The organism is Pseudomonas sp. URMO17WK12:I6 (assembly GCF_003253625.1).
Lineage (GTDB): Bacteria > Pseudomonadota > Gammaproteobacteria > Pseudomonadales > Pseudomonadaceae > Aquipseudomonas.
This window is the reverse complement of the sequence record NZ_QKYZ01000002.1, coordinates 451,083-464,739: the sequence shown is the minus strand read 5'-3', so window position 1 is coordinate 464,739 and position 13,657 is coordinate 451,083. Positions and strand designations below refer to the sequence as shown.

The 13,657-nt window shown below is 59.4% G+C and carries 10 protein-coding genes and 1 pseudogene; 9 read left to right on the top strand and 2 right to left on the bottom strand.

Annotated features, from left to right (window positions below; all coding sequences use genetic code 11):
- Nucleotides 1–190: 190 nt before the first annotated feature.
- The 3 genes from F475_RS05790 (at nt 191) to F475_RS05775 (ending at nt 5,498) form a co-directional block, all read left to right on the top strand.
- Entirely contained in the window at nt 191–2,665 is a 2,475-nt protein-coding gene (locus F475_RS05790) for a UvrD-helicase domain-containing protein (protein ID WP_111453389.1), read from the top strand.
- 263 nt (nt 2,666–2,928) lie between these two features.
- Nucleotides 2,929–4,305: a cystathionine beta-synthase gene (locus F475_RS05780; protein ID WP_111453387.1), complete on the top strand. Its 1,377-nt coding sequence runs from the start codon at nt 2,929–2,931 to the stop codon at nt 4,303–4,305.
- On the top strand, nt 4,302–5,498 hold the full coding sequence (locus tag F475_RS05775; RefSeq protein ID WP_111453386.1) for a cystathionine gamma-synthase: 1,197 nt from the start codon (nt 4,302–4,304) through the stop codon (nt 5,496–5,498). The genes F475_RS05780 and F475_RS05775 overlap by 4 nt, the downstream gene beginning before the upstream one ends.
- A gap of 217 nt (nt 5,499–5,715) precedes the next feature.
- On the opposite strand, the gene F475_RS05770 is transcribed toward F475_RS05775, so the two are convergent.
- Entirely contained in the window at nt 5,716–5,991 is a 276-nt protein-coding gene (locus F475_RS05770; protein WP_018926009.1) for a DUF1652 domain-containing protein, read from the bottom strand.
- Nucleotides 5,992–6,266: 275 nt separating this feature from the next.
- On the opposite strand from F475_RS05770, the gene F475_RS05765 reads away from it, so the two are divergent.
- The 5 genes and pseudogenes from F475_RS05765 to F475_RS05745 all read left to right on the top strand — a co-directional run bounded on the left by F475_RS05765 (nt 6,267) and on the right by F475_RS05745 (nt 10,328).
- A complete protein-coding gene (locus F475_RS05765) occupies nt 6,267–7,082 on the top strand; it encodes an AraC family transcriptional regulator (RefSeq protein ID WP_086944249.1) in 816 nt (271 codons plus the stop codon).
- A 51-nt stretch (nt 7,083–7,133) separates the two neighbouring features.
- The gene (locus F475_RS05760; protein ID WP_111453385.1) at nt 7,134–8,546 is read left to right on the top strand and encodes an FAD-binding oxidoreductase; all 1,413 of its coding nucleotides are present in this window, start codon (nt 7,134–7,136) and stop codon (nt 8,544–8,546) included.
- A 2-nt stretch (nt 8,547–8,548) separates the two neighbouring features.
- A pseudogene (locus tag F475_RS05755) lies at nt 8,549–8,635 on the top strand (cupin domain-containing protein); the annotation flags it as partial.
- Between the two features lie 59 nt (nt 8,636–8,694).
- Entirely contained in the window at nt 8,695–9,780 is a 1,086-nt protein-coding gene (locus F475_RS05750) for a polyamine ABC transporter substrate-binding protein (RefSeq protein ID WP_111453384.1), read from the top strand.
- 89 nt (nt 9,781–9,869) lie between these two features.
- Nucleotides 9,870–10,328, top strand: coding sequence for a transposase (locus F475_RS05745; protein WP_105341744.1), 459 nt, complete (start codon nt 9,870–9,872; stop codon nt 10,326–10,328).
- A gap of 270 nt (nt 10,329–10,598) precedes the next feature.
- On the opposite strand, the gene F475_RS05740 is transcribed toward F475_RS05745, so the two are convergent.
- Nucleotides 10,599–11,630 carry an NAD(P)-dependent alcohol dehydrogenase gene (locus tag F475_RS05740; RefSeq protein ID WP_111453383.1) on the bottom strand — a complete coding sequence of 344 codons (1,032 nt, stop codon included), beginning with the start codon at nt 11,628–11,630 and terminating at the stop codon, nt 10,599–10,601.
- 514 nt (nt 11,631–12,144) lie between these two features.
- Between F475_RS05740 and F475_RS05735 the strand changes: the two genes are divergently transcribed.
- Nucleotides 12,145–13,593, top strand: coding sequence for a serralysin family metalloprotease (locus F475_RS05735; protein ID WP_111453382.1), 1,449 nt, complete (start codon nt 12,145–12,147; stop codon nt 13,591–13,593).
- The last annotated feature ends 64 nt before the right edge of the window (nt 13,594–13,657 follow it).

Sequence of the window (13,657 nt, the reverse complement as noted above, 5' to 3'; positions counted from 1 at the left end):
ACCCATCGATAAAAAGCGTAAAAAATGCCTCAATACAATCGAATTATTTGATACCGAATAATCTCGAATTTTTCTCATCCAGCCTTCACTTCATCGCATAAGCCAATGACCTGTAAGCATTTCACTAGAACTCAACGGCAAATGCAGACACCATAGCCCCCGACAGCCTCACACACTGGAGTCCGCCTGCGTGCCGCAACACACACCCGATCTTCCGCCCGAACTTCGTCCCCTGGCCGAGATGCCTTTGCTCAAACGTCTGGCCGCCCGGTTCTTTGGCCACGGCCTGACCCGCTTGCGCGCGCAACACCGTGCGTCCTGGCTGCACGGGCAAGCCGACGGTTTTCGCAGCGGTCACAGCGCTGGCGTGGAATACGGCTATAAGGAAGGCAAGCTCGAGGGTCTGGAAGAAGGCCGTCAAGTGCTGCTGATCCGCGACTCGCGCTCCACCGAGCATCGACCGCCCAACGTCGATGACAACCTGTTCGACGATTGGCGCCTGCCATTGAGCGCCGAGCTGAAGAAGCGCATGAAGGCCGACGTGGCGCGACTGCTGCCTGCGCATGCCCAGCCGAGCGCTGCCCAATGGAAAATGATCTTCAGTGACACACCGTCGACTTCGGTGATCGCCGGCGCGGGCGCGGGCAAGTCGACCACCCTGGTGTTGCGTATCTTGCTGCTCAGCCATTATCTGGGGTTTGAGCTGAGCTCGATGACCGTGGTGACCTTCACCCGCGAGTCGCGCAAGGACTTCATCAATAAGCTGATCGAACTGTTTGCCGTGTGGGGCCGGGCGCTCAGCTTCAAAGAAGCGCGGGACCTGGTGCGTACTTTTCATTCGCGGATCCTGCCAATGGTGCGCAGCCTGCCGGGTTTCGAACGACTGCAAGCCTTCGAAAACCTCAGCTTTCGCGTGCAGGGCACTGATGAGGAGGTCGACAGCAACCCCTTCGACCTGCGAATCAACGACGCCCAGCGCCAGCAGCTCAACGCCTGCTATCACAGCCTGCATACCCGCGATGAGCGTTTCCGCGAATTGATCAAGCCGTTGTCTCGTCACGCCTTGCAGCTCAAGGAACTGGAGCGCGATCACCCGGACGTGCAAAAGCGCATGGCGGTGACTGAACTGGCGGCCAAGCGCGATGAAGAGCTGTGTGACACCATCGAGGACCTGTGGTTTCGCGCCGGCGCCTGGCCGATCAAGGGCATCGAGCCGAATCGTCAGACCTTCGACATCAACGGTTCGACCTTCCATTGCCACGGTTACATTCCGGCGCTGGATGCCTGGGTGGTGCTGGGTTTCGATCCTCGGGAAAATCCCCAGGTCAGTCGCCCGAATGCCAAGCTGACGGTACGTGCGGAATGGGCTGTAAAGCGCACCCTGTTTCAAGCTTTCTGTCGTAAGCCATTGATATGGCTCGATAGTTACGAATCTTCAAAACGTGTTTTGGCGTCGCTTGCCGGTGATGCCAGCGCCGGGCCGGGCTTCGATTACAAGGTCAAGGGCGAGCTGGCTTCCGCGCCGTTGCTGGACTGTTTTGTCGCGGCAGCCGGGTTTATCGAAAACCTCGGCCTGGATGTGCCCAATGCCGTGGGCCAGATGAGTTTCGCCAAGGATGATCCGGACCGATTCTTCTTCGAGGCCTTGAGCCTGTTCTGGCGAGCGCTGGAAGATCATCTGCTGGATCAATCGCCACCCGTGATGACCTACAACCGGATGTTTGCCCTGTTCAGCGAGCATTCACCGGAGAATCTCAAGTTGCTCGGCGATGAACTGCTCAGGCCAATGTCGCACTTGATGATCGATGAGTTCCAGGACGTGTCGCCGCAGATCGTTTCCTGGATTCGCGCCAGCCTGGCCGAGATCCGCAGTCGTGGCCCGGCCATGCACGTAGGGCGAGGGGCGCAACGTTCGTCATTGCTGTGTGTGGGGGACGACTGGCAATCGATCTACGGCTGGCGTGGCAGTTCGCCGAGCTATTTCATGGAGTTCAACAAGGAGTTCCCGTCACCGAGCACGACCAAGGTGATGCTCAGCGACAATTACCGCAGCCATCAGCACATCATCGACGCGGCGGAGCACATCGTCCGCGCCGCACCGGCAATCGCCGGCAAGAAGGCCAAGGCCAGCGGAGAACCCAAGGCGTTGCTGCCGGTGAACGTCCTCGATCGGGATGACCAGGGCATGGCCCAGCGCCTGATTGAGCACTACAGAAAAGGCGATTCAATCTTGATGCTTTATCGAAAAAGTAGCGATAAGTCATTGATAGAAGAGCATATTCAGTCTGTAGTTAATGTTGATTCTAGCTTGCCGTACGATGCGCGACGGCTCAAGCAACTGACCTATCACAGCGCCAAGGGCCTGCAAGCTGATGCGGTGTTCCTGCTGGGTGATTGCCAGCATCTGACCAGTTCGCCTTACAAGAACCAGGTCTATCGCATGGCCGGGCTCGGCAAGGCCGGCGACAGCGAGCCCTACGACAGCGCACAGAAAGACGAGATCCTGCGTCTGGCCTACGTGGGCATCACCCGGGCGGTGAGCCATTGCTACTGGTATGTCGATGGCCAGGATACCCAGGCGGCGAATATGCCCAAGGCCTCCGACCGGATCGGCAAGGGCAAGGCGTTTTTTGCCGATCACCGTCAGGGAAAAGTGCAGGCCTGAACCTCAAGAGAGTCTTGAGTCAAAAAACCTGTGGCGAGGGAGCTTGCTCCCGCTGGGCTGCGTAGCGGCCCCAAAAATGCGACAAGCATTGCCGATTTTTGTGAGCGCTGCGCACTCAAGCGGGAGCAAGCTCCCTCGCCACAAAAGTTGCGAGGGTCGCGATCCCGGCCTATGGTCCAAGCGAGGCTTTGACTGCGACGAGGCGCTCGACTCGCTTCAGGTCGCTGTCCATCCAGTGCGGATACCCGTAGCGAGGTGACGACATGCCGAACAACTCCCGTCCCGCCGTGCTCGAACTGATTGGCAATACGCCGCTGGTGCGTATCAGCCGCTTCGATACCGGCCCATGCACACTGTTCCTCAAGCTTGAATCGCAGAACCCCGGTGGTTCGATCAAGGATCGCATCGGCCTGGCGATGATCGACGCCGCCGAGCGCGACGGTCGCCTGCGCCCCGGCGGTACCATCGTCGAGGCCACGGCCGGCAACACTGGCCTGGGGCTGGCCCTGGTCGGTCGCGCCAAGGGCTATCGGGTGGTACTGGTGGTGCCGGACAAGATGTCCACCGAGAAAGTCCTTCACCTCAAAGCGATGGGCGCCGAGGTGCATATCACCCGCTCCGACGTCGGCAAGGGCCATCCCGATTATTACCAGGACGTCGCTGCGCGGCTGGCCAAGGACATTCCCGACGCCTTCTTCGCCGATCAGTTCAACAACCCGGCCAACCCGCTGGCCCACGAGTGCAGCACCGCGCCGGAGATCTGGGCGCAGACTCAGCATGATGTGGATGCCATCGTGGTCGGTGTCGGTTCGGCTGGCACGCTGACCGGGCTGACTCGTTTCTTTCAGCGCGTACAACCGAATCTGGAAATGGTGCTGGCCGATCCGGTCGGCTCGGTGATGGCCGAATACAGCCGCAGCGGCACCCTCGGTACGCCCGGTTCCTGGGCGGTGGAGGGCATCGGCGAGGATTTCATTCCGTCGATTGCCGACCTTTCCAGCGTGCACAAGGCCTATTCGATCAGCGACGAGGAAAGCTTCGATCATGCCCGCCAACTGCTGCGCGCCGAAGGCATTCTCGGCGGCTCTTCGACTGGCACCTTGCTGGCGGCGGCATTGCGTTACTGCCGCGAGCAGACCGAGCCGAAGCGGGTGGTCAGTTTCGTTTGCGACACCGGCACCCGTTATCTGTCGAAGATCTACAACGACCAGTGGATGAACGATCAGGGCCTGCTTGCGCGCAAACGCTACGGCGATTTGCGTGACCTGATCGCGCGGCGTTTCGAGGATGGCCGGGTGGTCAGCGTCGGCCCGGACGACACCTTGCTCACCGCCTTCCAGCGCATGCGCCTGGCGGATGTGTCGCAACTGCCGGTGCTGGTGGACGGGCAGCGGCTGGTCGGGGTCATCGACGAGTCCGATATTCTGTTTGGCGTGCATGAAGACGCCACGCACTTTCGCATGACCGTGACCAGCGCGATGACCGACAAACTCGAAACCCTGCCTCCCGGCGCCAGTCTTGCTGAACTGGAGGCGGTGCTCGACCGTGGGCTGGTGGCGATCATCGCCGACACCTCGGGCTTCCACGGCCTGATTACCCGCGTCGACATGCTCAATCACTTGCGGAGATCACTGGCATGAGTCAGCACGATGAAAGCACCGCGCCACGGGGCTTTGCCACCCGTGTGATCCATGCCGGACAGACGCCGGACCCGACCACCGGGGCGCTGATGCCGCCGATTTACGCCAACTCCACCTATGCGCAGCAGAGCCCCGGTGTGCACAAGGGCTTCGATTACGGGCGTTCGCACAACCCGACGCGCTTTGCCCTGGAGCGTTGCGTGGCGGACCTTGAGGGCGGCACCCAGGCGTTCGCTTTCGCCTCCGGGCTGGCGGCGATCGCCACTGTGCTCGAATTGCTCGACGCGGGTGCGCACATCGTTTCTGGCAATGATTTGTACGGCGGGACTTTCCGTCTGTTCGAACGGGTGCGCCGGCGCAGCGCGGGGCATCGCTTCAGCTTCGTCGATCTGACGAACCTGACGGCCTTCGAAGCGGCGCTGCAGCATGACACGCGGATGGTCTGGGTCGAGACGCCGAGCAATCCTTTGCTCAGCCTCACTGACCTCGCCGCCGTCGCACGCATCTGTCGCGAGCGCGGCATCATCTGCGTGGCGGACAACACCTTCGCCAGCCCGTGGATCCAGCGTCCTCTGGAATTGGGCTTTGATATCGTGCTGCACTCGACGACCAAGTACCTCAACGGTCATTCCGACGTGATCGGCGGCATCGCAGTGGTCGGGCAGAATGCAGAACTGGCCGAGCGCCTGGGCTTTCTGCAGAACGCAGTGGGGGCGATCGCCGGGCCGTTCGACGCGTTCCTCACCTTGCGCGGGGTGAAGACCCTGGCGCTGCGCATGGAACGTCATTGCAGCAACGCGCTGGAGTTGGCGCAATGGCTGGAACGTCAGCCGCAAGTGGCACGCGTGTATTATCCGGGCCTGCCATCGCACCCGCAGCACGAATTGGCGCGGCGGCAGATGCGCGGGTTCGGCGGTATGATTTCCGTCGAGCTGAACAGCGACCTGACGGGCGCCAGACGTTTTCTCGAGAGTGTGCGGATCTTTGCCTTGGCCGAGAGCCTGGGCGGGGTGGAAAGCCTGATCGAGCACCCGGCGATCATGACTCACGCCACCATTCCCGCAGAAACCCGCGCACAGCTAGGTATCAGCGATGCGCTGGTGCGTTTGTCTGTGGGGGTGGAGGATGTCGAAGACCTACGCGCCGATTTGGCCCAGGCCCTGATGCAAGTTGCGGCGACGCATTCCTTGTAGCAGCTGTCGAGCAGCGCGAGGCAGCGTTCGGCGGCGAAGCCGTCGTGAATCCGGTTGACATAGTCTGCCTGATACACCGTGAGTTCTGATTTTACGACGGCTTCGCCGCCGAACGCAGCCTCGCAGGCTCGACAGCTGCTACAAGCCGATCGGGCTCGGCAGCTGCTACAAAAAGCCCGCTAAATCGATAAGCGGGCTTTTTGTCGGGTGTTGGCTGTCAGGCATAACTCCTGAGCGTCTGCGGAGGAATGAACGCTTCCAGCTCATCCTCGACCGCTTCGATAATCCGCTCTACATCGGCGGCGTTCATGACCGTTGCACAAGGAATGCCGGCAATGGCGATCATGGTTTCGCCGCTGGCTCGGTCGAACAGGCGAGCAACCATGCTGCCCGGTGCATCCATGGTCGCTTCGAAACCCATGGGATGAAAATGCCAGCGCATCAGCTGGCAGGCATTTGGAAAAGTGACCTTGCTGAATGAACCTTGATTCATGTGTTGCCCACCTTCTTCATCGAGCGCTTCCTTTAGCTCATGTTAGGAGGGAAGAGCCTTCAATGGCTCAACCGGTGACTGTCTTTAAAAGTAGCACCCGGATGTGAAAATCATGTGGATTTTTTCAGACCGTTCAGCGATTGGTTCAGTTTTTTTTGATGCAGGTCATCAGATACGGGCATCTCGGCCAAGGGCCAGCATTGCCGGGCATCCCATTGGTCATTGAAGCCCGGACAGAACTTCGGCAAGCTCGATTTTTTCTCGTCGAGTCCTCTATGCACGCCGATGATGATGGTCCGTCGCAAACCCAGGCCACGGGCGACACGGTCATGCGTTACCACCTGCGCTGGAAGCACCGCGATCTGGATGGTGTGATGGCGCTTTATCACCCGGACATTCAGTACAACGACTTTTTCCAGAACCGCGTGATGGGGCTGGACGCGTTGCGCGACTACGTGCGCGACAGCATGCCCCGTGATCCGGATGAGGCGCTGGAGCACTCGGACCGTATTCGACTGGATGGCAACACGGCGTTCATTCAATACCGCATCACCCTTCGCGGCGGTGAAGGGCTGGTGTCGTTTCGGACCAGCGAGGCGATCACCGTGCGTGACGGGCTGATCTGGCGGGTCAATGAATACGCCACCCTTGTACATGAACAAACATCCGGCAAAGCCGCCCGCAACCTGCGCCCGGCGGTCAGTCGGCTCGGGTTGTCACCGCGACAGCTGAGTTTCATGGCCGAAGACTTGCAGCAGTATTTCCAGGGGCAGCAGCCGTATCTGGATCCCGAACTCGACCTGCAACGGGTGGCGAAGGAGTGCGGTTACAGCCGCAATCAGATTTCCTACCTGTTGAACCAGGTGCTCGGCCAAAGCTTCTACCGTTACGTCAATCAGGCGCGGTTGCAGCATTTGCTCGCGGCACTGGACAGTGCCACTCCACCACTGCGTATCGATGAGCTGGCCTTTGCCGCAGGCTTCAATTCGCTGTCGGCGTTTTACAGCTGTTTCCGCCAGCACACCGGTCTGTCGCCCAAGGCTTACGCCAAACAAATTTCTTTGCGTGCACGCGCGCAAGACGGCCCCTGAGCCCACGCACTAGGATCGACGCCATCGAAGTATTGAGTGGCGGAGTCTTGCATGGCAGCGTGGCGAACGATCAGTTTGTGGATGGATCAACTCGACGAGCCGATGCTGGCGCGCCCGGCGCTGGAACAGGACCTGGACCTGGACGTCGACGTGGCCATCATTGGCGCCGGGTACACCGGGCTCTGGACGGCGTACTACCTCAAACGCCTGGCGCCGGGACTGAACATCGCCATCGTCGAAGCCCAAACCGCGGGGTTTGGTGCGTCGGGCCGTAACGGCGGCTGGTTGATGGGCAATCTGCTGGGTGAAGACCGTTTGCTCGCCGGACTACCGGCGGAACAACGTCGCGCCTCTTTCGATCTGTTGCACAGCATCCCTGATGAAGTAGAGATCGTCCTCGAACGAGAAGGCATTGACTGCGATTACCGCAAGGGCGGGGCGCTTTACTGTGCGGCGCGTTACCCGGAGCAGGAAGCCAGCCTGCGTGATTATCTGGACGCGCTCTACCGCCAAGGGCTGACCGAGGCCGACTACCGCTGGCTCAACACCGAGCAATTGGCGCAACAGATCAGAATTGCCAAACCTTATGGCGGTATCTATGCACCGCACGTGGCGACCATTCACCCGGCAAAGTTGGTGCGAGGTCTGGCACGGACGGTGGAGCGCATGGGGGTCAAAATTTATGAAAACAGCCCGGTCACCCAGTGGCAGTCGGGCAGTTTGCGTACCGCCCGCGCGCAGGTTCGCAGCCGCTGGATCGTGCCGGCGGTAGAAGGTTACGCAGTCACGTTGCCGCCGCTGGGTCGTTATCAATTGCCCGTGCAGAGTTTACTGGTGGCGACCGAACCGCTGTCCGCCGCGACCTGGGACGACATCGGTCTCAGCCATGGTCAGGCGTTCAGCGAAAGCAGCCGCCAGGTCACCTACGGCCAGCGCACGGCCGACAACCGTCTGGTGTTTGGCGCCCGTGGCGGCTATCAGTTTGCCGGCAAGTTGCGCCATGACTTCGAGCTGAGCGCCAGCGAAGTGCAGTTGCGACGCTACCTGTTCGGTGAACTCTTCCCACAGCTCAAGAACGTGCGAATCACCCACGCCTGGGGCGGCAACCTGGGGATGTCCCGGCGCTTCAAGCCGCACATGCTCTGCGATCAGGCCAGCGGCATCGCCTTGTCGGGCGGTTATGGCGGGGAAGGCGTGGGTGCCAGCAACCTCGGCGGGCGGACGCTGGCCGATCTGATTCTTCAGCGCGATACCGAACTGGTGCGCCAGCCGTGGGTGATTGCTCAGGGCGGTCTCGACGCGCTCAAGGCCTGGGAGCCGGAGCCCTGCCGCTGGCTGGGCTACAACGCAATCATCCGCAGCTTCGTTCACGAAGACCAGACCCTGGCCAATCCGTCCACCGCGCCCTGGCGTCGCAAACTGGCCGGCCGGGTCGCGGGGTTCATGGAAGGTTTCATGCGCTGAACGGCGATGCACTGATGTTGCCAGCCAACAGCCTCGGCATCTGGGACATCCAGGAAACCGTGCGCAAGACCTACGTTTTGATTTTTTGATCTCTGATTGCCTGCCAGTTCTCCAATAAAAAGAAAACAACCCATACAGGAATCGACCCATGATCCGAAAAACACTGACGCTTGCTCCACTTGCGCTCGTCGCGACCCTCAGTCAGGCCGCCGAGACCGTGAAAATCTATAACTGGTCGGACTACATCGCCCCGGACACCACAAAAAACTTCCAGAAAGAAACCGGTATCGCCTTCAGTTACGACGTCTTCGACAGCAACGAAACCCTGGATGGCAAGTTGATGACCGGCACATCCGGGTATGACGTGGTATTCCCGTCCAACCACTTCATGGCCCGACAGATTGAGGGCGGGGCCCTGAAAAAACTCGACAAGAGCCAGCTGCCGAACTGGAAAAACCTCAACCCGGTGTTGCTCAAAACGTTACAAGCCAACGACCCGGGCAACGAGCATGGCTTCCCGTATTTGTGGGGCAGCACCGGCATCGGCTACAACGTGGCCAAGGTCAAGGCGGTGCTGGGCGACAACGCGCCGGTGGATTCCTGGGACCTGATCTTCAAACCCGAGAACATGACAAAACTGCAAAAGTGCGGCGTTGCGATCCTCGACAACGGGCCCGAACTGTTGCCGGCGGCGTTGAATTACCTGGGGCTGCCGCATCACAGCAAGAACCCCGAAGACTATAAAAAGGCCGAAGCGCTGCTGATGAAAGTCCGGCCCTATGTCAGCTATTTCCACTCGTCCAAATACACCAGCGACCTGGCCAACGGCGATATCTGCGTGGCCGTCGGCTTCTCTGGCGACATTCTCCAGGCGGAAAACCGCGCCAAGGAAGCCGGGAATGGTGTGGACATCGGCTATTCGATTCCCAAGGAAGGCGCGGCCATCTGGTTCGACATGGTCGCCATGCCCGCCGACGCCCCGGACGAGAAAGCCGGTTACGCGTTCATGAACTACCTGCTGCGTCCCGACGTCATGGCCGGCATCAGCAACTACGTGCACTACGCCAACGGCAACGAACAGGCCGACCACCTGATCGATCCGGCGATCAAGAACGACACCAAGGTGTATCCGAGCCCGGAAATGATGGGCAAATTGTTTGCCCTTGAGGCGATGCCGTTGAACATTGACCGGGTGCGGACGCGGGTGTGGAACAAGATCAGGACCGGTAGCTGATCGGTCATCTTTTGTAGCCAATGGCGACGGTTGGGTTGACTGCAATGGGTTAGATTCCATGCCTCTTTCAGTCAGTAGGAGGCAATGGAATGCCTGTCTGTTCGAAAGCTGGTCATCTACGCATTGGGCGGTACTCGGAGCCTGGGCGCATCTACTTGTTAACAGCTGTGGTTCACGATCGGCAGCCAATTTTTACCGATTGGCGCTTAGGTAGGCTGGTTGCCCAACAATTACATCAGGCTCAGGAGGAGCATTGGGCAGAGTTTTTGACGTGGGTGGTGATGCCAGATCATATGCACTGTTTGGTAGAACTTCGGGATAAAACACTGGCCGAGCTGATGTGCCGAATCAAATCCCGAAGCAGTCTAGCCGTTAATCAGGCGCTAGGGCGAAGCGGACGTTTGTGGCAGAAGGGCTATCACGATAGAGCGGTTCGGAAAGAGGAGGACGTGAAAGGTCTTGCCCGATATGTCGTTGCCAATCCTGTTCGGGCGGGACTGGTGATACGTGTTCATGATTATCCGCTGTGGGATGCGTGTTGGCTGTGATTATTTACGACTGCTGCGCAGCCGAACGCAGGCTGCGCCAGCTGCTACAAAAGCCGTGGCGTGCGCGGACCCGTAGCAGCTGCCGAAGGCTGCGTTCGGCTGCGCAGCAGTCGTGTCCTTCATAGGGTTGGTACCTCTTTTGGAAACGAACAGGTGTCCGGGGGCAACTGGGGCACCCAGAAGTGACCAGGTCAACATCGCTTGCTTCCAGGATCGCCTTACGTAGCGATGGCAAAAGGCGCGTGCGGTATTACCCGACGCGCCAGTCTGTCATTTGCTGGCGTCCAGCACGACGCGGTAACGCGCCTTGCCACTGCGTAGATGATCAATGGCGTCGTTGATCCGGCTCATGGGAAAGTGTTCGACCTGCGGCAAGATCTGATGCCGGGCGCAGAACTCAAGCATGGTTGCTGTGTTACTGGGCGAGCCAACCGGCGAGGCGGACACACTCTTTTGTTGGGGCAGGAGGTTGAATACGTGCACTGGAATAGCGCCAGGCACGACGCCGACAAAGTGCAGGCGACCCTTGCCGCGCAGCGTGCCGAGCATGGCCGGCCAGTCGAGGTCGGCGTTGGCGGTGACCAAGAGAAAATCCAGGGTGCCGGCAATGGATTTCAGCGCGTTACTGTCGGTAGAGGCGAGCACGTTGTGTGCCCCCAGGCGCCTGGCTTCGTCCTGCTTGTTCAGCGACGAGGTAAAGGCCGTGACTTCGCAACCCCATGCGTTAAGGAAGCGTAGTGCCAGATGACCGAGGCCGCCGATTCCCACGACACCGACCCGGTCAGTGGGCTTGACGTCGAATTCCACGAGCGGGTTGAACACCGTCGAGCCTGCGCAGAACAGCGGTCCGGCCATGGCCGGGTCAAGTCCGTCCGGTATCGCAAGCGCCCAGGCCCAGTGCGAACGCAGGCGATCGGCGAAGCCGCCGTTGCTGCCGACGATGGTGGGTTGGACTGTGTTGCATAGCTGGTGGGAGCCTTCGATACACGAGGAGCAATGCATGCAACTGCCCTTGTACCAACCGATGCCCACCCGTTGCCCCACTTCGAGACCGCGTACCTGTGCGCCCACTCGCACGATACTGCCGACTACTTCGTGGCCTGGGATAAACGGGTAGTGGCTCAGGCCCCATTCGTTATCGATCATCGACTGGTCGGAGTGACAGACGCCGCAATACTCCACGGCGACTTCCACCTCCTCGGCGCCCAATGGACCGGGGTCGTAGCTATAGCGCTCCAGCGGCGCGCCTGCCGATGTTGCGGCCCAGCCGGTAAAAGTTGTGAGTTCGGTACTGTTGCTCATGGGATACCTCCAGATCAGGAGACAGGGACTTTGGCCGTTCGGATGCGGTGGCCTGGCAAGCCAGAGCGTAATCAGTCTAGCAGGCCGCAATCACGAGCATGGTCTGAGGGCGGTGCCGGGATTAACGGGTCGTCGGAGCCCTGTCGTTGTCCACTGCGGCAACTAACTGGACGTTTAATTTGATTGATATCAATACACTGGCACTGATACTAAGAAGTCCAAAAAAAGAGAGCCAATCAACAAAAAAACAACTTACCAATATTTAATATTTAAATATGAAATTGTCTGACAATCCGGCTGAAACCCTGTACTAAGAACAATCTTTCGACAGCACAAGCAATGTTTGCTGGAGTTCTGCGAAACAGTTCAATTTGACGTCAAAAAAAATGTAGACGTTTGATTTCGAATTGTGTCAGTTTTCATACGCCTTCATTGGGCGAGTGATAGGACGATCTCGCCAGAGATTGTCGTATCGGACAAAAACTGTTCCATTGCTAAACAAGGAAGTGTGTTTATGTCGAAAGTAAAAGACAACGCTATTGATCTTGCCGAACAGGCCTTTGCACCATTGGCTGCCGCCAGTTCTGCCTACAACCAGATCGATAGTTTCAGCCATCAGTATGATCGGGGTGGCAATCTCACGGTCAATGGCAAACCCTCCTTCTCCGTCGACCAGGCCGCTACCCAGCTGCTGCGTGACGGCGCTGCTTACCAGGACAAGGACGGCAGTGGCAAAATCGAACTTACCTACACGTTCCTGACCTCGGCCTCGTCGAGCACCATGAACAAGCACGGCATTACCGGGTTCAGCCAGTTCAATACGCAACAGAAAGCCCAGGCCGTGCTCGCCATGCAATCCTGGGCCGACGTGGCCAACGTCACCTTCACCGAGAAGTCCTCCGGTGGTGACGGTCACATGACCTTCGGCAACTACAGCGGTGGTCAGGATGGCGCAGCGGCATTCGCTTATCTGCCTGGCACGGGCGCCGGTTATGACGGTACTTCGTGGTACCTGACCAACAGCAGCTATACGCCGAACAAGACGCCGGACCTGAACAACTACGGCCGTCAGACCCTGACCCACGAAATCGGTCATACCCTGGGGCTGGCCCACCCTGGCGATTACAACGCCGGTGAAGGTGCACCGACCTACAATGACGCGAGTTACGGGCAAGACACCCGCGGTTATAGCGTCATGAGTTACTGGAGTGAAAGCAATACCGATCAGAACTTCAGCAAGGGCGGTGTGGAAGCGTATTCTTCCGGCCCGCTGATGGACGATATCGCGGCCATCCAGAAGCTCTACGGTGCCAACACCACCACCCGTACCGGTGACACCACCTACGGCTTCAACTCCAACGCCGGTCGCGACTTCTTGAGCGCATCTTCCTCGTCGGACAAAGTCGTGTTTTCGGTGTGGGATGCGGGCGGCAAGGACACCCTGGATTTCTCCGGCTTTAGCCAGAACCAGAAGATCAACCTCAATGAAGCCTCGTTCTCCGACGTTGGCGGCCTGGTGGGCAACGTGTCCATCGCCAAAGGCGTCACGATCGAGAACGCGATTGGCGGCTCGGGTAGCGACCTGTTGATCGGTAACAGTGTGTCCAACGAACTGAAGGGCGGTGCCGGCAACGACATCCTCTTCGGCGCGGGCGGTGCAGACAAACTGTGGGGCGGCTCGGGTTCGGACACCTTCGTGTTCGCGGCCAGCAGCGATTCCAGGCCAGGCGCGGTCGACCAGATCCTCGATTTTGTCAGCGGCCTGGACAAGATCGACCTGACCGGCATCACCAAAGGCGCGGGCCTGCATTTCGTGAACTCGTTCACCGGTGCGGCAGGCGATGCAGTGTTGACCACTTCGGGCGGCAACAGCCTGTTGTCGGTGGACTTCTCCGGGCACGGCGTGGCTGATTTCCTGGTCAGCACCGTTGGCCAGGCGGCGTTCTCGGACATCGTGGCCTGATTCAAGGCATAAAGGAGGGCGGCGCTTTACGCGTCGTTCTCTGCCCCGATCCAGAGCAAAACGC